Raw genomic sequence first — 26670 nt, forward strand, 5'->3', positions numbered from 1 at the left:
AGCAGCCACCATTTAAAGAGTGCGTAATAGCTCACTAGTCGAGTGACTCTGCGCCGAAAATGTACCGGGGCTAAATACACCACCGAAGCTGCGAATTGATACCAATGGTATCAGTGGTAGGGGAGCGTTCTAAGTGCAGTGAAGTCAGACCGGAAGGACTGGTGGAGCGCTTAGAAGTGAGAATGCCGGTATGAGTAGCGAAAGACGGGTGAGAATCCCGTCCACCGAATGCCTAAGGTTTCCTGAGGAAGGCTCGTCCGCTCAGGGTTAGTCAGGACCTAAGCCGAGGCCGACAGGCGTAGGCGATGGACAACAGGTTGATATTCCTGTACCACCTCTTTATCGTTTGAGCAATGGAGGGACGCAGAAGGATAGAAGAAGCGTGCGATTGGTTGTGCACGTCCAAGCAGTTAGGCTGATAAGTAGGCAAATCCGCTTATCGTGAAGGCTGAGCTGTGATGGGGAAGCTCCTTATGGAGCGAAGTCTTTGATTCCCCGCTGCCAAGAAAAGCTTCTAGCGAGATAAAAGGTGCCTGTACCGCAAACCGACACAGGTAGGCGAGGAGAGAATCCTAAGGTGTGCGAGAGAACTCTGGTTAAGGAACTCGGCAAAATGACCCCGTAACTTCGGGAGAAGGGGTGCTTTCTTAACGGAAAGCCGCAGTGAATAGGCCCAAGCGACTGTTTAGCAAAAACACAGGTCTCTGCGAAGCCGTAAGGCGAAGTATAGGGGCTGACACCTGCCCGGTGCTGGAAGGTTAAGGAGAGGGGTTAGCGTAAGCGAAGCTCTGAACTGAAGCCCCAGTAAACGGCGGCCGTAACTATAACGGTCCTAAGGTAGCGAAATTCCTTGTCGGGTAAGTTCCGACCCGCACGAAAGGTGTAACGATTTGGGCACTGTCTCAACCAGAGACTCGGTGAAATTATAGTACCTGTGAAGATGCAGGTTACCCGCGACAGGACGGAAAGACCCCGTGGAGCTTTACTGTAGCCTGATATTGAATTTTGGTACATTTTGTACAGGATAGGCGGGAGCCATTGAAACCGGAGCGCTAGCTTCGGTGGAGGCGCTGGTGGGATACCGCCCTGAATGTATTGAAATTCTAACCTACGGGTCTTATCGACCCGGGAGACAGTGTCAGGTGGGCAGTTTGACTGGGGCGGTCGCCTCCTAAAGTGTAACGGAGGCGCCCAAAGGTTCCCTCAGAATGGTTGGAAATCATTCGTAGAGTGCAAAGGCATAAGGGAGCTTGACTGCGAGACCTACAAGTCGAGCAGGGACGAAAGTCGGGCTTAGTGATCCGGTGGTTCCGCATGGAAGGGCCATCGCTCAACGGATAAAAGCTACCCCGGGGATAACAGGCTTATCTCCCCCAAGAGTCCACATCGACGGGGAGGTTTGGCACCTCGATGTCGGCTCATCGCATCCTGGGGCTGTAGTCGGTCCCAAGGGTTGGGCTGTTCGCCCATTAAAGCGGTACGCGAGCTGGGTTCAGAACGTCGTGAGACAGTTCGGTCCCTATCCGTCGTGGGCGTAGGAAATTTGAGAGGAGCTGTCCTTAGTACGAGAGGACCGGGATGGACGCACCGCTGGTGTACCAGTTGTTCTGCCAAGGGCATAGCTGGGTAGCTATGTGCGGAAGGGATAAGTGCTGAAAGCATCTAAGCATGAAGCCCCCCTCAAGATGAGATTTCCCATAGCGTAAGCTAGTAAGATCCCTGAAAGATGATCAGGTTGATAGGTTCGAGGTGGAAGCATGGTGACATGTGGAGCTGACGAATACTAATAGATCGAGGACTTAACCATATAATATGTAGCAAATGTTATCTAGTTTTGAAGGAATATGCCTTCATAGTTTGGTGATGATGGCAGAGAGGTCACACCCGTTCCCATACCGAACACGGAAGTTAAGCTCTCTAGCGCCGATGGTAGTTGGGACCTTGTCCCTGTGAGAGTAGGACGTCGCCAAGCAAAAACCTAAGTCGATTCGACTTAGGTTTTTTTGTGTTTATTTTTATTTATCAAATATCATAATCCATAAATTGAATAACCCTAAAGAAGAAAAAAGAATGAAAATGAAGCTATTTAAAGTAATAGTAATGATTTTTTGTTTTTCAGGTTTTCCAAGTGCTCCTAAAATAATCTCTATGATAGGAAACGTTATTTCTACCACAAGTATATATTTTAAATAATTACAGCAATGACTGCGATAAAAAGGAAGACAATAATGAAAAAAGTGTAGTTCGTCTTTTCATTATTGTCTTCCTTATAAATAAAATGAATATAAATGATATGCTTTATATTAAAGCATACGGAATAAGTATACAAACCGTTATGTGTACAATAGATCTCTAGAAATATATATTCTAATTTCTTATCCTTTTTGCATATAGTTACAATTCTTCTTTTGAATATAACTAAAACACGAACGTTATTGGTGAGTAATAAAAAAACATTCGATTATTTATTGACATTGTTTATGAAATATTGTTAATATAGCCATAGAAACAATAATATATAAGACCTCATATAATCGCGGGGATATGGCCTGCAAGTCTCTACCTAACGACCGTTATTCGTTAGACTATGAGGGAAAGTCACTCGGTATTTTTCTATTCACAAGGGATACGTATGCCTGAGTAGAGCGCTTTCTCTCATAGTAAAAGAGAAACTGTTCTATTTCAGGCTTTTTTTATTTGAATCGGGGGGATTCTAATATGAAATCACTAGTTGGAGTCATAATGGGAAGCACGTCAGACTGGGAAACAATGAAATATGCTTGTGACATTTTAGATGAATTAAATATACCGTATGAGAAAAAAGTTGTATCTGCTCATCGGACTCCGGATTATATGTTTGAATATGCAGAGACGGCTCGTGAACGTGGGTTGAAAGTTATTATTGCTGGAGCTGGTGGAGCAGCGCATTTACCAGGAATGGTTGCAGCGAAGACGAATCTTCCTGTAATCGGAGTTCCAGTTCAATCAAAAGCGTTAAACGGCTTAGATTCATTATTATCCATCGTCCAAATGCCAGGAGGGGTTCCAGTTGCAACTGTTGCAATTGGTAAGGCTGGTTCAACAAATGCTGGTTTACTTGCTGCACAAATACTTGGATCATTCCATGATGATATACATGATGCATTAGAATTGAGAAGAGAAGCAATTAAAAAAGATGTGCGCGAAGGTAGTGAGCTAGTATGACGAGAATCATTTTACCTGGAAAAACAATCGGCATTATTGGAGGCGGCCAGCTAGGAAGAATGATGGCATTGGCAGCTAAGGAGATGGGATATAAAATTGCTGTTTTAGATCCTACAAAAAATTCACCATGTGCACAAGTTGCTGATATTGAAATTGTTGCACCATATGACGATTTAAAAGCAATTCAGCATTTAGCGGAGATCAGTGATGTTGTGACATATGAATTTGAGAATATTGATTATAGATGTTTACAATGGCTTGAAAAACATGCTTACTTACCGCAAGGCAGTCAGTTGTTAAGTAAAACACAAAATCGTTTTACAGAAAAGAATGCGATTGAGAAAGCTGGGCTACCAGTAGCAACGTATAGATTAGTTCAAAATCAAGATCAGCTTACTGAAGCAATCACTGAGTTATCATATCCTTCCGTCTTGAAAACGACGACAGGCGGATATGATGGGAAAGGTCAAGTTGTTTTAAGAAGTGAGGCTGACGTTGATAAAGCACGAGAGCTTGCGAATGCAGCAGAGTGTATTTTAGAGAAATGGGTGCCTTTTGAAAAAGAAGTATCAGTTATTGTGATTCGTAGTGTAAGTGGTGAAACGAAAGTATTTCCGGTAGCGGAAAATATTCATGTAAATAACATTTTGCATGAATCTATCGTTCCAGCTCGCATTACAGAAGAACTTTCTCAAAAAGCAATTGCTTATGCAAAAGTGCTCGCGGATGAACTAGAACTTGTGGGAACACTAGCGGTAGAGATGTTTGCTACAGCTGATGGTGAGATTTACATTAATGAATTAGCACCAAGACCTCACAATTCAGGACACTATACACAGGATGCATGTGAAACGAGTCAATTCGGTCAACATATTCGAGCAATCTGTAATTTACCTCTTGGAGAAACAAATTTGTTAAAACCAGTTGTCATGGTAAACATTTTAGGCGAACATATAGAAGGGGTCCTAAGACAAGTGAATAGATTAACCGGGTGCTATTTACACTTGTATGGAAAAGAAGAAGCAAAAGCGCAGCGAAAAATGGGGCATGTTAATATTTTAAATGATAATATTGAAGTCGCTCTAGAAAAAGCGAAGAGTTTGCATATTTGGGACCATCAAGAACAACTGTTGGAGGGAAAAAAATGATTAGTCGTTATACACGCCCAGAAATGGGTGCAATTTGGACGGAAGAGAACAAATTTAAAGCGTGGTTAGAAGTTGAGATTTTAGCTTGTGAAGCATGGGCTGAGCTTGGCGATATTCCAAAAGAAGATGTTAAAAAAATTCGTGAGCATGCATCATTTGATATTGATCGTATTTATGAAATTGAAAAAGAGACACGTCATGACGTAGTTGCATTTACTCGTGCTGTATCAGAAACACCAACATTAGGTGAGGAACGTAAATGGGTTCATTACGGTTTAACATCTACAGACGTAGTAGATACAGCGTTATCTTACATCTTAAAACAAGCGAATGAAATCATATTAAAAGACTTAGAAAACTTTGTAAGCATTTTAGCTAACAAAGCGAAAGAGCATAAATACACGATCATGATGGGAAGAACACACGGTGTTCATGCAGAACCAACAACATTTGGTTTAAAAATGGGTCTTTGGTATGAAGAAATGAAACGTAACGTAGAGCGTTTCAAACAAGCTGCTGATACAGTTCGCGTTGGTAAATTATCTGGTGCGGTTGGTACATACGCAAATATCGATCCATTTGTAGAAAAGTATGTTTGTGAAAACTTAGGATTAGAAGCAGCACCAATTTCAACACAAACATTGCAACGTGATCGCCATGCTCATTACATGTCAACACTTGCACTAATCGCAACATCTATCGAAAAGATGGCAGTTGAGATTCGTGGTTTACAAAAGAGTGAAACACGTGAAGTTGAAGAGGCTTTTGCAAAAGGCCAAAAAGGTTCTTCTGCAATGCCACATAAACGTAATCCAATCGGATCAGAAAATATGACTGGTTTAGCTCGTGTTATCCGCGGTTATATGATGACAGCGTATGAGAATGTTCCATTATGGCATGAGCGTGATATTTCTCACTCTTCGGCAGAACGCGTAATTTTACCAGATGCTACAATCGCATTAAATTACATGTTAAATCGCTTTGGTAATATCGTTAAAAACTTAACTGTATACCCAGAGAATATGAAACGCAATATGACAAGAACATACGGCTTAATTTATTCTCAGCGTGTAATGCTTACATTAATCGACAAAGGTATGGTACGTGAAGAAGCTTATGATATCGTACAGCCTAAAGCGATGGAAGCGTGGGAAACACAAGTACAATTTAAAGAGCTTGTAGAAGCTGATGAGCGTATTACGAGCAAGTTATCACAAGAAGAAATTAATGAATGTTTCAACTATGAGCATCATATGCAACACGTTGATACAATCTTTGAACGCCTTGGGTTAAACGAAGCGTAAAATTTCATATGGCACAGAATAGAGTCATTCTGTGCCATTCTTTATTAAAAAATTATTCACATTTTTCAAACTACAGGGGGCTTGCGAAATGCAAAAGCTAGAAATGCTGTATGAAGGTAAGGCAAAAAGAATTTATCGTACAGAATCAGCAGATATGGTTTGGGTAGAGTACAAAGATAGTGCGACTGCTTTCAATGGGGAGAAAAAAGAGACGATTACAGGAAAAGGTCGTTTGAACAATGAGATTACAACTTTATTGTTCAGAAAGTTACAAGAAGTAGGAATAAAAACACATTTTGTAGAGAAGTTATCTGAAACAGAGCAACTTGTTAAAAAAGTGAGTATTATTCCTCTAGAAGTTGTCACAAGAAATGTAATTGCAGGAAGTCTTTCAAAACGATTAGGAATGGAAGAGGGAACTGTACTTGCAGAACCAATCGTAGAATTTTACTTCAAAGATGATGATTTAGGAGATCCGCTTGTAACGGAAGATCATATTCGTGTATTAAACGTTGCATCACCAGAGCAAGTAAGCGTATTACGAGATATGGCTCTACAAATCAATCAAGTGTTGATTGATCATTTCGCAAGCTGTCGTGTAAGATTAGTAGATTTTAAATTAGAGTTTGGTGTAACAGATGAAGGGGAAATCATTTTAGCAGATGAAATTTCACCAGATACTTGCCGTTTATGGGATGAAACGAGCAATGAAAAATTTGATAAAGACGTATTCCGTCGTGACCTTGGAAATTTAACAGAAGCTTATGAAGAGATTTTAAAACGTTTAGGGGGAATTTCACATGTATAAAGTTAAGGTATATGTAACGTTAAGAGAAAGCGTATTAGATCCACAAGGAACAGCAGTAAAAGGGGCACTTCATAGTCTTTCGTTCACAGAAGTACAAGACGTTCGAATCGGAAAATATATGGAATTAACAATTGATAAATCAGTATCTGACCTTGACGCAAAGGTAAAAGAAATGTGTGAAAAACTATTAACAAACGTTGTAATGGAAGACTTCCGTTATGAAGTTGAGGAGGTTGTCGCACAGTGAAATTTGCAGTCATAGTATTCCCAGGTTCGAACTGTGATGTCGATATGTTCCATGCAATTAAAGATGAGCTTGGTGAAGAAGTAGATTACGTTTGGCACGATAGAGAGAATTTAGATGAATATGATGCAATTTTACTACCTGGTGGATTCTCTTACGGTGACTATTTACGTTGTGGTGCTATTTCTCGCTTCGCGAATGCAATGAAAGCAGTGCAAAAAGCTGCTGAGCAAGGAAAGCCGATTTTAGGTGTATGTAATGGATTCCAGATTCTTGTTGAATCAGGATTACTACCAGGAGCGTTAATGAGAAACGAAAACTTAAAATTTATGTGCCGAACAGTTCAGCTGCGTGTTGAAAATAATGAAACGATGTTTACATCACAATATGAAAAAGATGAAGTAATCAATATTCCAATCGCGCATGGTGAGGGGAATTACTACTGTGATGAAGAGACTCTTAAACAATTAGAAGAGAATAATCAAATCGCATTCCGTTACGTAGAAAACCCGAATGGAAGCGTTTCAGATATTGCTGGTATTGTAAACGAAAAAGGAAATGTACTTGGTATGATGCCACACCCAGAGCGTGCTGTAGATGAATTACTTGGCGGTGCTGAAGGGTTAAAAGTCTTTCAATCTATCTTAAAACAGTGGAGGGAAACATATGTCGTTAATGCTTGAACCAAATCCAACACAAATTAAAGAAGAGCGCATATATGCGGAAATGGGGCTAACAGACGAAGAGTTTGCCATGGTTGAAAAGATTTTAGGCCGTCTGCCAAATTATACAGAAACAGGATTATTCTCTGTTATGTGGTCTGAACATTGCAGTTATAAAAATTCAAAACCAGTACTTCGAAAATTCCCAACAACAGGTGAGCGCGTTCTGCAAGGACCTGGGGAAGGTGCTGGAATTGTAGATATCGGTGATAATCAAGCGGTTGTATTTAAAATGGAAAGTCATAACCATCCTTCTGCTATTGAACCATATCAAGGAGCAGCAACAGGCGTTGGTGGTATTATCCGTGACGTATTCTCTATGGGAGCACGCCCGGTAGCTCTATTAAACTCACTTCGCTTCGGTGAATTACAGTCACCACGTGTGAAATATTTATTCGAAGAAGTAGTAGCAGGGATTGCAGGATACGGTAACTGTATCGGCATTCCGACTGTTGGCGGCGAAGTACAGTTTGATCCATGTTATGAAGGAAATCCACTTGTAAATGCAATGTGCGTAGGCTTAATTAATCATGAAGATATTAAAAAGGGGCAAGCGCACGGTGCTGGAAATACAGTAATGTACGTAGGAGCATCAACTGGTCGTGACGGTATTCACGGTGCAACATTCGCATCTGAAGAGTTATCTGAAAGCTCAGAAGCGAAGCGTCCAGCAGTTCAAGTAGGAGATCCATTTATGGAGAAACTTCTTATTGAAGCTTGCTTAGAACTTATTCAGTCGGATGCACTTGTTGGAATTCAAGATATGGGTGCAGCTGGTTTAACATCATCTTCTGCAGAAATGGCAAGTAAAGCAGGTATGGGTATTGAAATGTACTTAGATGATGTACCACAACGTGAAACAGGAATGACACCATATGAAATGATGCTATCTGAATCACAAGAACGTATGCTAATCGTTGTGAAAAAGGGTAGAGAGCAAGAAATAGTAGATTTATTTGAGAAGTATGGTCTTGCAGCCGTTACGATGGGGAAAGTAACGGAAGACAAAATGCTTCGCTTATTCCATAAAGGTGAAAAGGTAGCTGAAGTTCCAGCAGATGCTCTTGCAGAAGAAGCACCAATTTATCATAAGCCATCAAAAGAAGCAGCATACTTTGCTGAATTCCAGGCAATGAAAATGGAAACACCAAAAGTAGAAAATTATAAAGAAACGTTATTCGCTCTATTACAACAACCGACCATTGCAAGTAAAGAGTGGGTTTATGATCAATATGATTATCAAGTTCGCACAAGCACAGTTGTTACACCAGGTTCAGATGCAGCAGTTGTACGTGTACGCGGTACAGAAAAAGGATTAGCAATGACGACAGATTGTAACTCTCGCTATATTTATTTAGATCCAGAAGTGGGCGGTAAAATTGCAGTAGCAGAGGCAGCACGTAATATCGTATGTTCTGGGGGAGAGCCACTTGCAATTACAGATTGCTTAAACTTCGGTAATCCAGAAAAACCAGAAATCTTCTGGCAAATTGAGAAATCAGTAGATGGTATGAGTGAAGCTTGTCGTACATTACAAACGCCAGTTATCGGCGGAAACGTATCAATGTATAACGAACGTAGTGGTGAAGCTGTATATCCAACACCGACAGTTGGGATGGTTGGACTTGTAAACGATTTAAAACATGTAACAACACAAGAGTTTAAGCAAGCTGGCGATTTAGTTTATGTAATTGGAGAGACGAAAGCTGAGTTTGGTGGAAGTGAATTACAGAAAATGATTCACGGCAAAATTTTCGGTCAGTCACCAAGCATCGATCTAGATGTAGAATTAAAGCGCCAAAAACAAGTATTAGCAGCAATTCAAGCTGGCCTTGTTCAATCTGCTCATGATGTTGCAGAAGGTGGCTTAGCAGTTGCAATTACTGAAAGTGCAATTGGTGCAAAAGGTTTAGGTGCTACTGTGAAATTAGATGGAGAAGCAACAGCAGCATTATTCGCTGAATCACAATCGCGCTTCGTTATAACTGTAAAACGTGAAAATAAAGAAGCGTTCGAGAAAGCGGTAGAAGCAATTCAAGTTGGAGAAGTGACAAATACAAATGAAGTAACAATTCATAATGAAGAAAATGAAGTATTACTTACAGCAAATGTAGATGAAATGAGAAAGGCTTGGAAAGGGGCAATCCCATGCTTGCTGAAATAAAGGGGTTAAATGAAGAATGTGGCGTTTTCGGAATTTGGGGGCATGAAAATGCAGCACAAGTTTCGTACTACGGATTGCATAGTTTACAGCACCGTGGACAAGAAGGCGCAGGCATCGTTGTAAATAATGGTGAGAAAATCGTCGGTCACAAGGGGTTAGGTTTAATATCGGAAGTATTTTCAAGAGGTGAGCTAGAAGGCTTAAACGGAAAATCAGCAATTGGACACGTACGATATGCGACAGCTGGCGGAAGTGAAGTTGCTAACGTTCAACCATTATTATTCCGCTTTTCCGATCATAGTATGGCATTAGCTCATAACGGAAATTTAATTAATGCAAAGATGCTTCGTCGTGAATTAGAGGCAGAGGGAAGTATTTTCCAAACAAGTTCAGATACAGAGGTACTTTTACATCTCATTAAACGTAGTACGAAAGATTCTTTAATTGAAAGTGTAAAAGAGGCCCTAAATAAAGTGAAAGGTGCGTTTGCATATCTTTTACTAACTGGAAATGAAATGATCGTTGCGCTAGACCCGAATGGATTCCGTCCTCTTTCAATTGGAAAGATGGGAGATGCTTACGTTGTAGCATCAGAAACATGCGCTTTCGATGTAGTAGGTGCAACATACATTCGTGATGTAGAACCAGGTGAATTACTTATCATCAATGATGAAGGAATTCACGTAGATCGTTTTACAAATGAAGTAGATCATGCAATTTGTAGTATGGAGTACATTTACTTTGCACGTCCGGATTCTAATATCGCAGGTATTAACGTCCATGCAGCGCGTAAAAACATGGGAAAACGTTTGGCGGCAGAAGCCCCTATTGAAGCTGATGTTGTTACTGGTGTACCAGACTCTAGTATTTCAGCGGCAATTGGTTATGCGGAGGCGACAGGAATTCCGTATGAGTTAGGATTAATTAAAAATCGTTATGTTGGACGTACGTTTATTCAACCTTCTCAAGAACTGCGTGAGCAAGGGGTTAAGATGAAGCTTTCAGCAGTAAGAGGCGTAGTTGAAGGAAAACGAGTTGTGATGATTGACGATTCTATCGTAAGAGGAACGACGAGTAAACGAATTGTTCGTATGCTTCGCGAGGCTGGAGCGACAGAAGTCCATGTAAGAATTGCTTCACCACCTCTTAAGTATCCATGTTTCTATGGCATTGATATTCAAACGAGAAAAGAATTAATCGCAGCAAATAATTCAATAGAAGAAATCCGTCAAATCATCGGAGCAGATTCTTTAACGTTTTTAAGTGAAGATGGATTAGTAGATGCAATTGGACGTCCATATGAAGGGAAATATGGCGGTCTATGTATGGCGTACTTCAATGGAGATTATCCAACAGCTCTTTATGATTATGAGCAAGAGCTTTTAGAAAGTATGAAATAAGAAGAAAAAAGCTTCTACTTCTTTTGATGTAGAAGCTAGCTTCTTTCTTAAAACGGCCGGCCCTGTATAGGGAGAAATTAAAAGACGAGGTGTAGATAACGATGGCGAATGCATATAAGCAAGCAGGAGTAGATATTGAAGCTGGATATGAAGCGGTATCTCGCATGAAAAAACACGTACAAACAACAATGAGAAAAGAAGTACTAGGCGGTCTAGGCGGTTTTGGAGGTATGTTTGATCTATCAAAATTTGCATTAGAAGAACCTGTATTAGTATCTGGAACAGATGGCGTGGGAACGAAATTGATGCTCGCTTTTATGGCAGATAAACATGACACAATAGGTATTGATGCAGTAGCAATGTGTGTAAATGATATTGTTGTCCAAGGAGCAGAACCGCTTTTCTTCCTTGATTATATTGCTTGTGGTAAAGCTGAACCTAGTAAAATTGAAAACATCGTCAAAGGTATATCAGAGGGCTGTCGCCAAGCTGGTTGTGCATTAATTGGTGGAGAAACAGCTGAAATGCCAGGAATGTATTCTACGGAAGAATACGATTTAGCTGGTTTTACAGTTGGAATTGTTGATAAAAAGAAAATTGTAACAGGTGAAAAAATTGAAGCTGGTCAAGTATTAATTGGCTTAGCATCTAGCGGTATTCATAGTAACGGTTATTCTTTAGTACGAAAAGTATTACTAGAAGATGGAGAACTATCTTTAGATCGCATTTACGGACGCTTAGAACTACCTCTTGGTGAAGAATTATTAAAACCAACGAAAATTTATGTCAAACCTATTTTAGAACTATTGAAGAAATATGAAGTATACGGTATGGCGCATATTACAGGTGGCGGATTCATTGAAAATATTCCACGTATGTTACCAGAAGGAATCGGTGCAGAAATTGAATTAGGATCTTGGAAAATTCAACCGATCTTCAGTTTACTTCAAGAAGTGGGAAAACTAGAAGAGAAAGAAATGTTCAATATTTTTAACATGGGTATTGGTATGGTAGTAGCAGTGAAGGAAGAAGAGGCAAAAGATATTGTTCGTCTTCTTGAAGAGCAAGGAGAAACAGCTCGCATTATTGGACGTACTGTACAAGGGAATGGCGTTACCTTCAATGGGGGCACAGCACTATGAGTAGATTAGCAGTTTTTGCTTCTGGAAGCGGCTCTAACTTTCAATCTCTCATCAATGCGGTGGAAGAAAATAGATTAGACGCAGATATTAGTTTATTAGTATGTGATAAACCAGAAGCACGTGCTGTTGGACGGGCACATTATCATCATATTCCATGTTTCGCTTTTTCAGCGAAAGCATATGAGTCAAAAGAAGCATTTGAAAAAGAAATATTAAAGAAGCTAGAAGAGTATGAAATTGATTATGTTATTTTAGCTGGATATATGCGTTTAGTTGGGCCGACATTACTAGAAGCTTACAGCGGGAAGATTATTAATATTCATCCATCACTATTACCAAGCTTTCCAGGGAAAGATGCTGTTGGTCAAGCGTTAGAAGCAGGTGTGAAAGTAACTGGAGTAACGATTCATTATGTAGATGCAGGTATGGATACGGGACCAATTATTGCGCAAGAAGCAGTAGTTGTTTCTGAAGGGGATACGAGAGAAAGCTTACAAAAGAAAATTCAACAAGTTGAACATAAATTATACGTAAATACAGTGAATCAAATTGTTCAATCTGTGAAAGAACCAACTGTTAACTAACATACAACCAGGGGTGAAGGATAAATGAAAAAGCGTGCATTAGTAAGTGTTTCAGATAAAACAGGAGTAGTGGAATTTGTTAAAGGTTTACTAGAACAAGGGATCGAAGTTATCTCAACAGGTGGTACGAAAAAATTACTAGAAGAAAATGGCTTACAAGTAATTGGTATTTCTGAAGTAACTGGGTTCCCAGAAATTATGGATGGCCGCGTAAAAACATTACATCCAAACATTCATGGTGGTCTATTAGCAGTTCGCGATAATGAAACGCATGTAGCGCAAATGAATGAGTTAGGTATGCAGCCAATTGATTTTGTTGTTGTTAACTTATACCCATTCAAAGAAACAATCGCTAAGCCTGATGTAACATTTGCTGATGCAATTGAAAATATTGATATCGGTGGTCCAACAATGATTCGCTCTGCTGCGAAAAATCATAAATTTGTATCAGTAATTGTAGATCCAGTAGATTACGATGTTGTATTAGCGGAACTGAAAGAGAACGGTGAAGTAAAAGAAGAAACGAAACGTAAATTAGCAGCGAAAGTATTCCGTCATACAGCGGCATATGATGCGTTAATCTCTAACTACTTAACAGAGCAAATGGGTGAAGAAAGTCCAGAAACATTAACAGTGACATTTGAGAAAAAACAAGATTTACGCTATGGAGAAAATCCACATCAAAAAGCAACATTCTATAAAGCGCCATTCGCTGTAACTTCTTCTGTTGCATACGCAGAACAATTACACGGTAAAGAATTATCTTACAACAATATTAACGATGCAGATGCAGCACTTAGTATTGTAAAAGAATTTACAGAGCCAGCAGTAGTAGCGGTAAAACATATGAATCCATGTGGTGTTGGAGTGGGTACTGATATTCATGAAGCATACACACGCGCTTATGAAGCAGATCCAGTATCAATCTTTGGTGGTATTATTGCAGCAAATCGTGAAATTGATAAAGCTACAGCAGAAAAGTTACACGAAATTTTCTTAGAAATCATTATTGCACCTTCTTTCTCAAAAGAAGCTTTAGAAGTATTGCAAAGTAAGAAAAACTTACGTCTACTAACTGTAAATATTGAAAAAGCGACAAGTGCAAGCAAAAAACTAACTTCTGTACAAGGTGGTCTTCTCGTTCAAGAGGAAGATACGTTATCATTAGATGAAAGTACAATTTCAATTCCGACAAAACGTGAACCATCAGAGCAAGAGTGGAAAGATTTAAAACTAGCTTGGAAAGTTGTAAAACATGTGAAATCAAACGCAATTGTTTTAGCGAATGATAACATGACAGTTGGTGTAGGTGCAGGACAGATGAATCGTGTAGGTTCTGCAAAAATCGCAATTATACAAGCTAGTGAAAAAGCACAAGGTAGCGCACTTGCATCTGATGCTTTCTTCCCAATGCCAGATACAGTAGAAGAAGCAGCAAAAGCAGGGATTACAGCAATCATTCAACCAGGCGGATCAATCCGTGACGAAGATTCTATCAAAGTGGCAGATAAGTATGGGATTACGATGGTGTTCACTGGCGTACGTCATTTCAAACACTAGTAGAGGATGTTTAAAAGGTCCGGTCAAGATAACTGTCGCATGTCGTCGTTGCATTGCCAGTGCGGTACTCATGTAGGAAAGCTACATTCCGTGTCCTCCTGTCAAATGCGCCTCGACCTGCTCGGTTCTCTGATCCTCCTTTTTAAACCTTTATTGATATGAAAACAAACTAGGAGCAGAGCTTCTAGTTTGTACTTATTTAAGTATTGGGGGATGAAATATGAATGTTTTAGTAATTGGCCGCGGTGGGCGTGAGCATGCTTTAGCTTGGAAGTTTGCGCAATCTGAAAAGGTGGAAAAGGTATATGTAGCACCGGGTAATGAAGGTATGCGCGATGTTGCAACAACAGTTGATATTGATGAAAATGATTTTGACGCATTAGTTTTATTTGCTAAAGAGAATAAGGTTGAATTAACTTTCGTTGGACCAGAAATTCCGCTTATGAATGGAATTGTTGATCGCTTTAAAGAAGAGGGACTTCGTGTGTTTGGCCCAAATAAAGCGGCTGCTGTTATTGAAGGTAGTAAGGCTTTCACGAAAGAATTGATGAAAAAATATGATATTCCAACTGCAGCATATGAAACTTTTACAGACTATGAAGAAGCAGTACAGTATATTCAAAAAGTTGGTGCGCCAATCGTTATTAAAGCTGACGGCCTAGCTGCTGGTAAAGGTGTAACGGTAGCAATGACGCTTGAAGAGGCATTACAAGCTGTGAAAGAGATGCTACAAGATGTGAAGTTTGGCGAAGCGAGCAAGAAGGTCGTTATTGAAGAGTTTTTAGATGGACAAGAATTTTCATTAATGGCATTTGTAAATGGAACAACTGTGCATCCGATGGTAATTGCTCAAGATCATAAACGAGCTTTTGATGGTGATAAAGGTCCAAATACAGGCGGAATGGGTGCGTATTCTCCAGTACCACAAATTCCGGAATCAGCAGTTCAAGAGGCGATAAAAACAGTATTACATCCAACTGCTAAAGCGATGATTGCAGAAAACCGTTCGTTTACAGGAATTTTATATGCGGGACTTATTTTAACAAATGATGGCCCGAAGGTAATTGAATTTAATGCACGCTTTGGTGATCCTGAAACGGAAGTAGTATTACCTCGCTTAGAAAATGATTTAGTTGATGTATGTAACGCTGTATTAGATGAAAGTGAATTAACGTTACAGTGGTCAGAGGAAGCGGTAATTGGTGTTGTACTTGCTTCAAAAGGATATCCGGAAGCATATAAAAAAGGTGATATTATTAAAGAATTAGATGCACTGAAAGATGTAATTGTTTTCCATTCAGGTACAGCGATGAAGCATGGTGACTTTGTAACAAATGGAGGCCGTGTACTATTTGTCGCTTGTAAGGCGGACAGTTTACAAGCAGCGAAAGATAAGGTGTATAAAGAAATCGGCAAAATTGAGAGTGATGGTCTATTTTACCGAAGTGATATAGGATATCGTGCAATTGGTCATGAGATGACGAGAAGCTAATATGTAAAAATCCCGCTGATTTCTCAGCGGGATTTTTTATGCATCTTTATCTTTTTTCAATTTTCCTTTTTGCTTTGCCATTTCTCGAAGTAAATACTCGATGTGTGCATTGACGCTACGAAACTCATCATTCGCCCATTTTTCGATGACTGCGTGTAATTCAGGATCAATACGTAATGGAAAGCTTTTCTTTTTAGCCATAATGATTTACAACCCTTTAGTATAGGCTTCCTGTATTAATAACTGGTTGCGCACCTTTATCTGAAACGATGGCAACTAATAAGTTGTTCACCATATTTGCTTTACGCTCGTCATCTAATTCAAGTACGCCTTCCTCATCTAACATATGGATTGAATCTTTCGCCATCTTCACAGCACCTTCAACAATCTCTTTTCTAGCAGCTAATACTGCTTTTGCTTGTTGACGTTGTAGCATTGCATGGGCAATTTCTGTTGCGTAAGCTAAATGTGTTAAACGAGTTTCTAATACTTCTACGCCAGCGATTTCAAGGCGCGCTTCTAACTCACGTTTTAATTCTTCAGAGATTTCTTCAGTATTTCCGCGTAACGTGATGCAAGTTTCATCTTGGAAATTGTCATAAGGATATTTTGTTGCGACGTGGCGGATTGCTGTTTCACTTTGAATTTCTACAAATCGATCGTAATGTTCAACACCGAACATTGCTTTTGCAGAATCAACTACTTTATATACGATAACGGCTGCAATTTCAATTGGATTTCCCTCAATATCGTTTACTTTTAACTTCTTACTATTAAAGTTTTCAACACGTAACGATACAGTTTGACGGAATGCGAATGGAATTGTTAAAAATAAACCGTTTTGACGAATTGTTCCTAAATAATTACCGAAAAACGTAATAACTTTTGCTTGGTTTGGTTGAACAATACCAATACCTGTAGCAAGAACGGCGGCTAAAATAATAGTTAATGCCGCTCCTATGAAAATTTCTTGTACAAGGAAAAATACACCGATAGCGGCTAAAATTAAAATCCCGATAATACCGAGAAAACCATTTACATAAAAAACTTGTTTTTCTTTCATATGATCGCCTCCTGATATAAAAATGATATCACTTTTATATCATTTTATGCAAGGGCTTTACACTTAATTTTCTGAAATTATTGATTAGGTATCTCTTATGTATATTTTGAGGTTCGAAACAAGAATGTACGTTCTGTTTTATGGTAAAATAAAGAAGACTTAACCGCCCACTGCAGCAGCTAAGTCCCTTTGAGAGCATCTTGCATCGTGACAAATGATTCAAAGCGGTTTTGCCAGGATTATATCTTCAATCGCTGACTCAATCTCTTTGTCAGAAGCGTCAAAACTTCCATTTGACTGTGGTTTGTCGTGCTTGGAAGTTTGATTCACTTCTTCTTTAGCATGTCCCTTTTCAGTAAAATTCATGCTAGGCATTTTAAATGCCCCCATATTCATGTATTTTCCGAATTTCCACATTTCAACAACGGGGCAGAAACGAACAATTCCCTCTGCGATTTTCATTGCACCAATCCATAGCAAGACGTTAGACCAAGTGCACCACGGCTTGCGTACAAGTTTAGCACTACTACAGCCGAAGAGGATAAGTCCGAGTGTAATTCGAATTAGGGCATTTATTGTACCGATGTTTTGCTTCATTAGAAAAACACTCCTTTTTATGAAAGTTGAAATAGATAATACTATTTCTCTTATTAGTATCCCGTGTGACTTTTGGGATATGTAATCCAACATTTGACGTTGAAAAAGATGTTGGAATGTGCGTGTGTGTAAGTAGCTTTTTTTGTTATAATGAAAGAATGCATAAAAGGAAGTTCAAAGTTAAATCCTCTCGTTTGAAAAACTATGGAAGAGGGAATTCCAAATTTAATTCTCCGTTTTAAACAAATATGTAAGATGAAGTTAAAAAATCCTAATGAAAATAAACTGTTATTTTGAACAGGAATATATATAAATAGAGAAAAGAAAGGGTGTTTTCATGTACGATATTTCCGGGTGGAAACATGTATTTAAGCTTGATCCAAATAAGGAGTTAAGTGACGAACATTTAGAAATGATTTGTGAGTCTGGAACAGATGCTGTTATTGTAGGCGGAAGTGATGGAGTGACAATTGATAATGTACTACACATGCTAGTTAGCATTCGTAGATATGCAGTTCCTTGTGTGTTAGAGGTTTCTGATGTGGAAGCAATTACACCAGGATTTGATTTTTATTATATCCCAAGCGTTTTAAATAGCCGAAAGGTAGAATGGGTAACTGGTGTTCATCATGAGGCTTTGAAAGAATTTGGGGATATTATGGATTGGGACGAAATTTTCATGGAAGGGTATTGTATTTTAAATCCTGAAGCGAAAGTAGCCCAGCTTACAGATGCGAAATGTGATGTAACAGAAGATGATGTGATTGCATATGCGCGTTTAGCAGACAAGCTATTACGTTTACCGATATTTTATTTAGAATATAGCGGTACGTATGGAGACAGTGAACTTGTTAAAAATGTAAAAGCAGAATTAAAACAAGCGAAGTTGTATTATGGTGGCGGTATTTCTAATGCAGAACAAGCGAAAGAAATGGCGCAGTATGCTGATACAATAGTTGTTGGAAATATTATTTATGATGATATAAAAGCAGCGTTAAAAACAGTTAAAGCAGTAAAAGGAGAGTAGGTGCAGGCGTATATGAGTAAGACAGATAGGTTATTAAATGGTTTAAATCCGCAGCAACAAAAAGCAGTACAAACAACGAACGGACCACTTCTATTAATGGCAGGTGCAGGTAGTGGTAAAACACGTGTGTTAACACATCGTATTGCGTTTTTACTTGGTGAAAAAGGTGTAGCGCCATGGAATGTACTAGCTATTACCTTTACAAATAAAGCGGCTCGTGAAATGCGCGAGCGTATTGATACACTTGTCGGACCAGAAGCAGAAGATATTTGGATTTCTACGTTCCACTCTATGTGTGTACGTATTTTACGACGTGATATCGATCGTATTGGTATTAATCGTAACTTTACAATCTTAGATTCAGGCGATCAGTTAACTGTAGTCAAAAAAATTATGAAAGAGCGCAATATTGATCCGAAGAAATTTGAGCCGCGCTCTATTTTAGCTGGTATTAGTAATGCGAAAAATGAATTGTTATCTGCAGATAAATATGCGAAAAAAATTACAATCGCTGATCCATATGAAAAATTAACGAGCGATGTATATACAGAATATCAAAAACGTCTTCTGAAAAATAACTCATTAGATTTTGATGATTTAATTATGACAACGATTCAGCTATTTGAACGTGTTCCAGAAGTACTAGAGTTTTATCAGCGTAAGTTCCAATATATTCACGTGGATGAGTATCAAGATACGAACAAAGCGCAGTACCTTCTTGTAAAACATTTAGCAGCACGTTTTAAAAATTTATGTGTTGTAGGTGACTCAGATCAGTCTATTTACCGCTGGCGCGGGGCTGACATTTCTAACATTTTGTCATTCGAAAAAGACTATGAGAATGCGCAAGTTATTCTGTTAGAACAAAACTATCGTTCGTCACAAAATATTTTAAATGCAGCGAATGCTGTTATTGAAAAAAATTCAAACCGTAAACCGAAAAAATTATGGACAGACAATCAAGTTGGAAGCAAAATCTCATATTACCGTGCTGCGACGGAAAAAGACGAAGCATATTTTGTTGCGAAAAAAATTCGTGACGATATTCAAATGGGAAAACGAAAATATACTGATTTTGCAGTGTTATATCGTACAAATGCGCAGTCTCGTATGGTCGAGGAGATTTTCCTGAAATCTAATATTCCTTACAAAATTGTCGGCGGTACGAAGTTCTACGATCGTAAAGAGATTAAAGACATTTTGGCGTATTTACGTTTAATTGGGAATCCAGATGATGAGATTAGTTTCGCACGTATTATTAACATGCCAAAGCGCGGAATTGGTGCGACTTCTATCGATAAAATTATTAATTACGGTGTACAAAATGGAATTTCATTAACTGCTGTATTCGATGAGATTGAGCATGTTGGAGTAAGTGCAAAAATTACAAAGGCAGTAAAAGAATTCTCTGGTTTATTACACAACTGGGTAAATATGCAAGAGTATTTATCTGTTACAGAATTGGTAGAAGAAGTTATTGAAAAAACAGGCTATCGCGATATGTTGAAAAACGAGCGTACCTTAGAAGCAGAAGGTCGTTTAGAGAACTTAGATGAGTTTTTATCTGTTACGCAAACATTTGAATCTCAAAGCGAAGATAAGAGCCTTGTTGCATTCTTAACAGACTTAGCGCTTGTTGCTGATATTGATCGTGTCGATGAAGATCCAACTGCTGGTGAGGAAGTTATTTTAATGACGATGCACTCAGCGAAAGGATTAGAGTTCCCAGTTGTCTTTATTGTTGGGTTAGAGGAAGGAATATTCCCGCATACTCGTTCTCTAATGGAAGAAGATGAAATGCAAGAAGAGCGTCGCCTTGCTTATGTAGGTATTACTCGTGCAGAAGAAGAGTTATATTTATCTAATGCACAAATGCGTACTTTATTTGGTAGAACAAGTATGAACGCTGCTTCTCGATTTATTACAGAAATCCCGGCAGAGCTAGTAGAATCGTTAAATGAAACAGCGCCAAAGCGTGAAACTTCGTTTGGTGCAAAAGGCAGAACGACAACTACAAGTAAAATGACAACTACAACCACAACACGCTCTCGTTCAGCTTTCGCGCGTCCTGCAGCTAAGACGACAGGCGGCGAGCAAATTGGCTGGGCAGTAGGTGATAAAGCTTCCCACCAAAAATGGGGAGTCGGTACAGTTGTCAGTGTAAAAGGTGAAGGTGATGCAAAAGAATTAGATATTGCGTTCCCAAGCCCAATTGGTGTTAAACGTTTGTTAGCTAAATTTGCACCTGTGACGAAACAATAGGAAAGGAATGAGGATATGTCAAAAGAGATAGCAAAACAACGTATAGAAGAACTGCGTGATTTGTTAAATACATTTAACTATCAGTATCACGTATTAGACAATCCTTCTGTTTCTGATGCGGAGTATGACCGTAATATGCAGGAGCTTATAAAATTAGAAGCAGAGAATCCAGAGTTTATGAGTGAAGACTCTCCCTCCATTCGCGTTGGGGGAACTGTTCTTGATATATTTGAAAAAGTAACACATAAGTCACCGATGTTAAGTTTAGGAAATGCATTTAACGAAGGAGATTTACGTGATTTCGACCGACGAGTACGCCAAGGAATTGATGATGCGAATGTAAGATATATATGCGAATTAAAAATTGACGGACTTGCTGTTTCACTTCATTATGAAAAAGGACGCTTCATTCAAGGGGCAACACGTGGTGATGGTGTAACAGGTGAAGATATTACCCAAAATTTAAAAACGATTAAAGCGATCCCGCTCCGTTTAAATGAAGAAGTAACGTTAGAAGCACGAGGCGAAGCTTATATGCCGAAGCGTTCATTCGTTAAGTTAAATGAAGAAAAAGAACAAAATGGTGAAGATGTATTTGCGAATCCGCGTAATGCGGCAGCAGGTTCAATACGCCAACTTGATCCGAAAATTGCAGCGAAGCGTAACTTATCTATATTTGTGTACGGTCTTGCGAATGTAGAAGAAAAAACAATTCCATCACATAGTGAATCGCTTGATTTCTTAGGTGAACTTGGATTCAAAACAAATCCAAATCGTCGTACATGTGAAACAATTGAAGAAGTTATAGCTTATGTAGAAGAATGGCAAGAAAAACGTCCGCATCTTGATTATGAGATCGATGGAATCGTTATAAAAGTAGATGATGTTGCTCTACAAGAAAGTTTAGGAACTACAGCAAAGAGTCCAAGATGGGCGATTGCTTATAAATTCCCGGCTGAAGAAGTTATAACAAGATTAACAGGTATTGAATTAAGTGTTGGTCGCACAGGGGTTGTAACACCGACTGCAGAGCTAGAGGCAGTGCGAGTGGCTGGTACTATCGTTCGTCGTGCCTCTTTACATAACGAAGATTTAATTCGTGAAAAAGACATTCGAATTGGTGACTATGTTGTTGTGAAGAAGGCAGGAGATATTATTCCTGAAGTTGTGAACGTTATTTTTGATAAGCGTACTGGTGAGGAAGAAGAATATCATATGCCGACGCATTGCCCAGCATGTGAGAGTGAACTAGTTCGTTTAGAAGAAGAGGTAGCACTTCGCTGTATAAATCCAACTTGTCCGGCTCAAATTCGAGAAGGATTAATCCATTTCGTTTCAAGAAATGCAATGAATATTGATGGACTTGGAGAGCGTGTCATTACACAACTCTTTGATGCTGATTACATTCGTACATTCGCTGATTTATATTCGTTGACGAAAGAGCAATTATTACAGCTAGAAAGATTCGGTGAAAAATCAGCAACGAATTTAGTACAAGCAATTGAGAATTCTAAAGACAACTCATTAGAGCGATTATTATTTGGTCTTGGTATTCGCCATGTCGGAGCAAAAGCAGCACGTACATTTGCAGAGCATTTTGAAACGATGGATGCGCTTGTGAAAGCAACGGAAGAAGAACTAAAAGCAATTAATGAGATTGGTGAAAAAATGGCTCAATCCGTCGTGACGTATTTTGATAATGAAGACGTATTAGAGTTATTACAACAATTTAAAGAGTATGGCGTGAATATGGCGTACAAAGGTATAAAAATTGCTGATTTACAAAATGTTGAGTCGTACTTCGCAGGAAAAACTGTCGTTTTAACAGGGAAATTAGAAGTTATGGGACGTAGTGAAGCGAAGAAAAAGATTGAGGCATTAGGTGGAAAAGTAACAGGAAGTGTTAGTAAAAGTACGGATTTAGTTGTTGCAGGTGAAGCGGCAGGTTCGAAATTAGCACAAGCAGAGAAGCATAATGTTGAGGTTTGGAATGAAGAGAGGTTCTTACAAGAGCTAAATAAGTAAGAGGTGCAAACTTACCATGAAAAAAATAGCATTAGCGGTATTAAGCCTTGGCCTACTCGTAAGTGGATGTAGTACAGGTGCCGATAAAGATGAAAAAGTGGTTGAGAAATCGGGGAAAGCAAAAGAACAAGCAATCGTTCCGAAGTACTCTATTTCGGATGAATATTATAAGACGACTATTCCATTTGACGCAGGAGCTGCACGTGGTTTAGTTGTACAAGGAGTAAGTAATCGTCTTGATATAGATGAATTTGAAACAGGATTAATGCGTATTGCAAAAGAATCCTTTAGTACGAAAGATCATTTCTTTAAAGGTGGAAGTGCTCTAGATACTCAAAATTTGCAGATGCTTGTTAAAAGAAAGCGTACAGATGCTGAACAAAAGGAACTAGAGGACAAGTTAAAAAAAGATGCAGTTAAATTTCCAAACATTGGGTTAAACCCAGCGTTAGGTGGAGGATCTGAATCATTAGAGGAAAAAAATAAAAAAAATCCAATATATATTTCAAATATTTTAGAGCATGATTATTATGTGAAAAAAGACGAGAAAGATGAGAAAGGTGAGCGCCAAGGCATTGTAGTTGGCTTAGCGATGAACTCGGTTCATTATTATGAGGAAGAGCATGGTTATCCGCGTGAAGCTAAAATTGAACAAGAAAAAATGTTAGCTGAAGGGAAAAAAATGGCGCAAGAAATCATAAAAGTTATGCATAAAGAAGATCCTGAAACAAAAACTCTTCCGATAACATTTGCGATTTATCGTCAGGCTCCAAAGGCTTCACTCGTGCCAGGTAACTTTGTTTCTTATGCGAATGTTGAAAAAGGCAGTGAAACGGTTGAGGATTGGAAACAAATTAATGAGAAATATTATTTGTTCCCATCTGAACAAGCGAAAACAGATAATAAACGTGAAGATCTGGCGAGAGTATCGAACTTTAAAGCAAAACTAAGTGATTATTTCCAAGGCGACTATACAGCTGTTATCGGTACTGGTATGTATAGAGACGATGAATTAAGAGAAATAAAGCTTGATATTCCTGTCCAGTTTAATGGGAAAGCAGAAATAATAGGCTTTACACAATATGTAGCCGGGCTTGTTATGGAATACTTCCCGAATTATATGAAAGTACAAGTAACGATTAAATCTGTAGAACGCCCAGAAGCGATTATTATACGTGAAGCGAAGCAAGATGAACCGTTTGTGAAAATTTTAGATTAAATAGGAGGGCCGTTCCTTTATGGAACGGCTTTTTTTCTTGAATAATTTTGTTATAATTTAAAATGTTATAAATAATGGGGGTAAGGGGTAAGGCACATGGACGAATTAAGTTTCCAAGTCATTATTTTATTAATTGGATTCGGCTTTTTAGCAGCTTTTATTGATTCAGTTGTTGGTGGTGGAGGATTAATTTCGCTTCCGGCACTTATGTTTGTTGGTTTACCACCAGCTTCGGCAATTGCAACAAATAAATTAGCGGCAACGATGGGGACGTTTACGAGTGCAATTTATTTTATTCGATCAGGAAAGGTCGATTTTAAAATTGTAGGAAAGTTAATCCCGTTAACTGTTATAGGAGCGGTCGCAGGTGCTTTAGTAGTAAAGTTTATTCCGCCGGATATTTTACGTCCGTTAGTGCTTGTGATGTTGGTGTTTATTGCCATTTATATTATTGCGAAAAAGGATTGGGGAAGTGTATCCACCTATAAGAAGATGACGAAAAGAAAAACATTAATATTTTTCTTTGTTATTTTAATGATAGGGTTTTACGATGGATTTTTTGGCCCAGGGACAGGATCTTTTTTAATTTTTGCATTTTTATTAATTGGTTTGGATTTTATTCAAGCGGCAGCATCTGGAAAACTTTTGAACTTTGTTAGTAATATCGTATCTTTAATTACTTTTTTATTTTTAGACGTAATTCATTTTGAATACGGTATTATTATGGGATTATCAATGATCTTAGGTGCTTATTTTGGATCAAAGTTTGCAGTTCAAAAAGGTGTTGGATATGTTAGGACTTTATTTTTATTAGTAACTATTTTATTAATTGGAAAAAATGTTTTGGAATATACTCATATTTTGTAGAGTTATACTTTTGTATAACTCTATTTTTTTATTATATTTTAAAAATTTATTAATTTTTAAAATATAAGTCTAGGAATATTTGAATAAATCTAAATTATCGTGTAGAATAATGTTGTAAAATGTAAACGTTTTTCTAAGGGGAGGCTAAAAAAATGGTAGTAGCATACAAACATGAGCCATTTACAGATTTTTCAGTGGAGGCTAACAAATTAGCGTTTGAAGAAGGTTTAAAGAAAGTAGAATCTTATCTTGGACAAGACTATCCATTAATTATTGGGGGAGAAAAAATCACTACAGAAGACAAAATTGTTTCTGTAAACCCTGCAAATAAAGAGGAACTTGTTGGTCGCGTTTCAAAAGCAAGCCGTGAGTTAGCTGAAAAAGCAATGCAAGTAGCGGATGAAACATTCCAAACTTGGAGAAAATCAAAGCCAGAAATGCGTGCAGACATTTTATTCCGTGCTGCAGCAATCGTTCGTCGCAGAAAACATGAATTCTCTGCTATTCTTGTAAAAGAAGCAGGTAAACCATGGAATGAGGCAGATGCTGATACAGCAGAAGCAATCGACTTTATGGAATATTATGGTCGTCAAATGTTAAAATTAAAAGACGGTATTCCAGTAGAAAGCCGTCCAATTGAATATAATCGTTTCTCTTACATTCCATTAGGAGTAGGTGTTATCATTTCTCCTTGGAACTTCCCATTCGCAATTATGGCAGGTATGACAACAGCTGCTTTAGTTTCTGGTAACACAGTATTACTAAAACCAGCTAGTACAACTCCTGTAGTAGCAGCGAAATTCATGGAAGTATTAGAAGAAGCTGGCTTACCAGCTGGCGTAGTAAACTTCGTTCCAGGTAATGGTTCTGAAGTTGGTGACTACTTAGTAGATCACCCTCGTACACGTTTCGTGAGCTTCACTGGATCTCGTGATGTAGGTATCCGTATTTATGAGCGTGCAGCGAAAGTAAACCCAGGCCAAATTTGGTTAAAACGCGTTATCGCTGAAATGGGTGGTAAAGATACAATCGTTGTTGATAAAGAAGCAGATCTTGAATTAGCAGCTAAATCTATCGTTGCATCAGCATTCGGATTCTCAGGACAAAAATGTTCTGCATGTTCTCGTGCAGTAATCCATGAAGATGTATACGATCACGTATTAAATCGTGCTGTTGAATTAACGAAAGAATTAACAGTTGCTAACCCAGCTGTATTAGGTACAAACATGGGTCCTGTTAATGACCAAGCTGCATTCGATAAAGTAATGAGCTATGTTGCAATTGGTAAAGAGGAAGGTAGAATCTTAACAGGTGGCGAAGGAGACGATTCTAAAGGCTGGTTCATCCAACCAACAATCGTTGCTGACGTTGCAGAAGATGCTCGCTTAATGAAAGAAGAAATCTTCGGACCAGTAGTAGCATTCTGTAAAGCAAAAGACTTTGATCATGCACTAGCAATTGCAAACAATACAGAATACGGTTTAACAGGTGCTGTTGTTACTAATAACCGTGATCATATTGAAAAAGCACGTGAAGAATTCCATGTGGGTAACTTATACTTTAACCGTGGATGTACTGGTGCAATCGTAGGTTACCAACCATTCGGTGGCTTTAACATGTCTGGTACAGACTCTAAAGCTGGTGGCCCTGACTACTTAGCACTTCACATGCAAGCAAAAACTACTTCTGAAACTTTATAAGAAATAGTAGAAGAGATCTTCGCAGCCTGCGAAGATCTCTTTTTTTTGAAAAACTTGCTATATGTGAATTAAGATAGATATACGTAGAAAAACTAATAAGGTTTACTTCAGTAAATAAGATATATTATATTTGTTGAA

Annotated in this window: 21 protein-coding genes, 2 rRNA genes and 1 riboswitch (1 of these 24 running past the window's edge); of the genes, 20 read left to right on the forward strand and 3 right to left on the reverse strand. The window is 38.6% G+C overall.

The window, feature by feature from the left end:
- The 14 genes from NHG49_RS01670 to purD all read left to right on the forward strand — a co-directional run.
- Positions 1-1807: ribosomal RNA gene (locus NHG49_RS01670) — 23S ribosomal RNA — on the forward strand; it begins 1115 nt to the left of the window's first position.
- A 49-nt stretch (positions 1808-1856) separates the two neighbouring features.
- Positions 1857-1972, forward strand: a 5S ribosomal RNA gene (rrf, locus tag NHG49_RS01675).
- 534 nt (positions 1973-2506) lie between these two features.
- Positions 2507-2608, forward strand: a riboswitch (purine riboswitch).
- Positions 2609-2718: 110 nt separating this feature from the next.
- A complete protein-coding gene (gene purE, locus NHG49_RS01680) occupies positions 2719-3204 on the forward strand; it encodes a 5-(carboxyamino)imidazole ribonucleotide mutase (protein ID WP_000839368.1) in 486 nt (161 codons plus the stop codon).
- Complete coding sequence (gene purK / locus NHG49_RS01685; RefSeq protein WP_064473487.1) at positions 3201-4352, forward strand: 5-(carboxyamino)imidazole ribonucleotide synthase; 1152 nt, start codon at positions 3201-3203, stop codon at positions 4350-4352. Before purE ends, purK begins: the two co-directional genes overlap by 4 nt.
- Entirely contained in the window at positions 4349-5656 is a 1308-nt protein-coding gene (gene purB, locus NHG49_RS01690) for an adenylosuccinate lyase (RefSeq protein WP_064477167.1), read from the forward strand. Before purK ends, purB begins: the two co-directional genes overlap by 4 nt.
- Positions 5657-5744: 88 nt before the next feature.
- Positions 5745-6464, forward strand: coding sequence for a phosphoribosylaminoimidazolesuccinocarboxamide synthase (purC, locus tag NHG49_RS01695; protein ID WP_064477168.1), 720 nt, complete (start codon positions 5745-5747; stop codon positions 6462-6464).
- Positions 6457-6711 (forward strand): phosphoribosylformylglycinamidine synthase subunit PurS, encoded by a 255-nt coding sequence (gene purS / locus NHG49_RS01700; protein WP_000278821.1) that lies wholly within the window; start codon positions 6457-6459, stop codon positions 6709-6711. Before purC ends, purS begins: the two co-directional genes overlap by 8 nt.
- The gene (gene purQ, locus NHG49_RS01705) at positions 6708-7391 is read left to right on the forward strand and encodes a phosphoribosylformylglycinamidine synthase subunit PurQ (RefSeq protein ID WP_000666772.1); all 684 of its coding nucleotides are present in this window, start codon (positions 6708-6710) and stop codon (positions 7389-7391) included. The genes purS and purQ overlap by 4 nt, the downstream gene beginning before the upstream one ends.
- Entirely contained in the window at positions 7375-9594 is a 2220-nt protein-coding gene (purL, locus tag NHG49_RS01710) for a phosphoribosylformylglycinamidine synthase II (protein WP_064477169.1), read from the forward strand. The genes purQ and purL overlap by 17 nt, the downstream gene beginning before the upstream one ends.
- Positions 9579-10994: an amidophosphoribosyltransferase gene (gene purF, locus NHG49_RS01715; RefSeq protein WP_000879030.1), complete on the forward strand. Its 1416-nt coding sequence runs from the start codon at positions 9579-9581 to the stop codon at positions 10992-10994. Before purL ends, purF begins: the two co-directional genes overlap by 16 nt.
- A gap of 101 nt (positions 10995-11095) precedes the next feature.
- Positions 11096-12136 carry a phosphoribosylformylglycinamidine cyclo-ligase gene (gene purM, locus NHG49_RS01720; RefSeq protein ID WP_064477170.1) on the forward strand — a complete coding sequence of 347 codons (1041 nt, stop codon included), beginning with the start codon at positions 11096-11098 and terminating at the stop codon, positions 12134-12136.
- Entirely contained in the window at positions 12133-12720 is a 588-nt protein-coding gene (purN, locus tag NHG49_RS01725; RefSeq protein WP_064477171.1) for a phosphoribosylglycinamide formyltransferase, read from the forward strand. The genes purM and purN overlap by 4 nt, the downstream gene beginning before the upstream one ends.
- A gap of 24 nt (positions 12721-12744) precedes the next feature.
- A complete protein-coding gene (gene purH, locus NHG49_RS01730) occupies positions 12745-14280 on the forward strand; it encodes a bifunctional phosphoribosylaminoimidazolecarboxamide formyltransferase/IMP cyclohydrolase (RefSeq protein WP_064477172.1) in 1536 nt (511 codons plus the stop codon).
- Positions 14281-14500: 220 nt separating this feature from the next.
- The gene (purD, locus tag NHG49_RS01735) at positions 14501-15772 is read left to right on the forward strand and encodes a phosphoribosylamine--glycine ligase (RefSeq protein ID WP_258125465.1); all 1272 of its coding nucleotides are present in this window, start codon (positions 14501-14503) and stop codon (positions 15770-15772) included.
- Positions 15773-15808: 36 nt separating this feature from the next.
- Here purD and NHG49_RS01740 read toward each other — a convergent pair whose 3' ends face one another.
- The 3 genes from NHG49_RS01740 to NHG49_RS01750 form a co-directional block, all read right to left on the reverse strand.
- Positions 15809-15973: a type II toxin-antitoxin system antitoxin gene (locus NHG49_RS01740; protein WP_001085171.1), complete on the reverse strand. Its 165-nt coding sequence runs from the start codon at positions 15971-15973 to the stop codon at positions 15809-15811.
- A gap of 16 nt (positions 15974-15989) precedes the next feature.
- Positions 15990-16835 carry an SPFH domain-containing protein gene (locus NHG49_RS01745; RefSeq protein ID WP_000660682.1) on the reverse strand — a complete coding sequence of 282 codons (846 nt, stop codon included), beginning with the start codon at positions 16833-16835 and terminating at the stop codon, positions 15990-15992.
- 219 nt (positions 16836-17054) lie between these two features.
- Complete coding sequence (locus NHG49_RS01750; protein ID WP_088046897.1) at positions 17055-17432, reverse strand: YgaP family membrane protein; 378 nt, start codon at positions 17430-17432, stop codon at positions 17055-17057.
- A gap of 337 nt (positions 17433-17769) precedes the next feature.
- Here NHG49_RS01750 and pcrB point away from each other — a divergent pair, with 337 nt between their 5' ends.
- The 6 genes from pcrB to pruA all read left to right on the forward strand — a co-directional run bounded on the left by pcrB (position 17770) and on the right by pruA (position 26532).
- Entirely contained in the window at positions 17770-18459 is a 690-nt protein-coding gene (pcrB, locus tag NHG49_RS01755; protein ID WP_258125466.1) for a heptaprenylglyceryl phosphate synthase, read from the forward strand.
- 12 nt (positions 18460-18471) lie between these two features.
- A complete protein-coding gene (gene pcrA, locus NHG49_RS01760; protein WP_258125467.1) occupies positions 18472-20721 on the forward strand; it encodes a DNA helicase PcrA in 2250 nt (749 codons plus the stop codon).
- A gap of 15 nt (positions 20722-20736) precedes the next feature.
- Entirely contained in the window at positions 20737-22746 is a 2010-nt protein-coding gene (gene ligA / locus NHG49_RS01765; RefSeq protein WP_258125469.1) for an NAD-dependent DNA ligase LigA, read from the forward strand.
- 16 nt (positions 22747-22762) lie between these two features.
- Positions 22763-23965 carry a CamS family sex pheromone protein gene (locus NHG49_RS01770; protein ID WP_064477175.1) on the forward strand — a complete coding sequence of 401 codons (1203 nt, stop codon included), beginning with the start codon at positions 22763-22765 and terminating at the stop codon, positions 23963-23965.
- A 96-nt stretch (positions 23966-24061) separates the two neighbouring features.
- Positions 24062-24832: a TSUP family transporter gene (locus NHG49_RS01775; RefSeq protein WP_064477176.1), complete on the forward strand. Its 771-nt coding sequence runs from the start codon at positions 24062-24064 to the stop codon at positions 24830-24832.
- Between the two features lie 152 nt (positions 24833-24984).
- Complete coding sequence (pruA, locus tag NHG49_RS01780) at positions 24985-26532, forward strand: L-glutamate gamma-semialdehyde dehydrogenase (RefSeq protein WP_000259557.1); 1548 nt, start codon at positions 24985-24987, stop codon at positions 26530-26532.
- The last annotated feature ends 138 nt before the right edge of the window (positions 26533-26670 follow it).

This window comes from Bacillus sp. IBL03825 (assembly GCF_024712505.1).
GTDB classification, from domain to species: Bacteria; Bacillota; Bacilli; order Bacillales; family Bacillaceae_G; genus Bacillus_A; species Bacillus_A wiedmannii.

What these genes read in the sequence shown, in the direction of transcription:
- purE (WP_000839368.1), top strand. Translation starts at nt 2,719, where the DNA reads ATGAAATCACTAGTTGGAGTCATAATGGGAAGCACGTCAGACTGGGAA.
- purK (WP_064473487.1), top strand. Translation starts at nt 3,201, where the DNA reads ATGACGAGAATCATTTTACCTGGAAAAACAATCGGCATTATTGGAGGC.
- purB (WP_064477167.1), top strand. Translation starts at nt 4,349, where the DNA reads ATGATTAGTCGTTATACACGCCCAGAAATGGGTGCAATTTGGACGGAA.
- purC (WP_064477168.1), top strand. Translation starts at nt 5,745, where the DNA reads ATGCAAAAGCTAGAAATGCTGTATGAAGGTAAGGCAAAAAGAATTTAT.
- purS (WP_000278821.1), top strand. Translation starts at nt 6,457, where the DNA reads ATGTATAAAGTTAAGGTATATGTAACGTTAAGAGAAAGCGTATTAGAT.
- purL (WP_064477169.1), top strand. Translation starts at nt 7,375, where the DNA reads ATGTCGTTAATGCTTGAACCAAATCCAACACAAATTAAAGAAGAGCGC.
- purF (WP_000879030.1), top strand. Translation starts at nt 9,579, where the DNA reads ATGCTTGCTGAAATAAAGGGGTTAAATGAAGAATGTGGCGTTTTCGGA.
- purM (WP_064477170.1), top strand. Translation starts at nt 11,096, where the DNA reads ATGGCGAATGCATATAAGCAAGCAGGAGTAGATATTGAAGCTGGATAT.
- purN (WP_064477171.1), top strand. Translation starts at nt 12,133, where the DNA reads ATGAGTAGATTAGCAGTTTTTGCTTCTGGAAGCGGCTCTAACTTTCAA.
- purH (WP_064477172.1), top strand. Translation starts at nt 12,745, where the DNA reads ATGAAAAAGCGTGCATTAGTAAGTGTTTCAGATAAAACAGGAGTAGTG.
- purD (WP_258125465.1), top strand. Translation starts at nt 14,501, where the DNA reads ATGAATGTTTTAGTAATTGGCCGCGGTGGGCGTGAGCATGCTTTAGCT.
- NHG49_RS01740 (WP_001085171.1), bottom strand. Translation starts at nt 15,973, where the DNA reads ATGGCTAAAAAGAAAAGCTTTCCATTACGTATTGATCCTGAATTACAC.
- NHG49_RS01745 (WP_000660682.1), bottom strand. Translation starts at nt 16,835, where the DNA reads ATGAAAGAAAAACAAGTTTTTTATGTAAATGGTTTTCTCGGTATTATC.
- NHG49_RS01750 (WP_088046897.1), bottom strand. Translation starts at nt 17,432, where the DNA reads ATGAAGCAAAACATCGGTACAATAAATGCCCTAATTCGAATTACACTC.
- pcrB (WP_258125466.1), top strand. Translation starts at nt 17,770, where the DNA reads ATGTACGATATTTCCGGGTGGAAACATGTATTTAAGCTTGATCCAAAT.
- pcrA (WP_258125467.1), top strand. Translation starts at nt 18,472, where the DNA reads ATGAGTAAGACAGATAGGTTATTAAATGGTTTAAATCCGCAGCAACAA.
- ligA (WP_258125469.1), top strand. Translation starts at nt 20,737, where the DNA reads ATGTCAAAAGAGATAGCAAAACAACGTATAGAAGAACTGCGTGATTTG.
- NHG49_RS01770 (WP_064477175.1), top strand. Translation starts at nt 22,763, where the DNA reads ATGAAAAAAATAGCATTAGCGGTATTAAGCCTTGGCCTACTCGTAAGT.
- NHG49_RS01775 (WP_064477176.1), top strand. Translation starts at nt 24,062, where the DNA reads ATGGACGAATTAAGTTTCCAAGTCATTATTTTATTAATTGGATTCGGC.
- pruA (WP_000259557.1), top strand. Translation starts at nt 24,985, where the DNA reads ATGGTAGTAGCATACAAACATGAGCCATTTACAGATTTTTCAGTGGAG.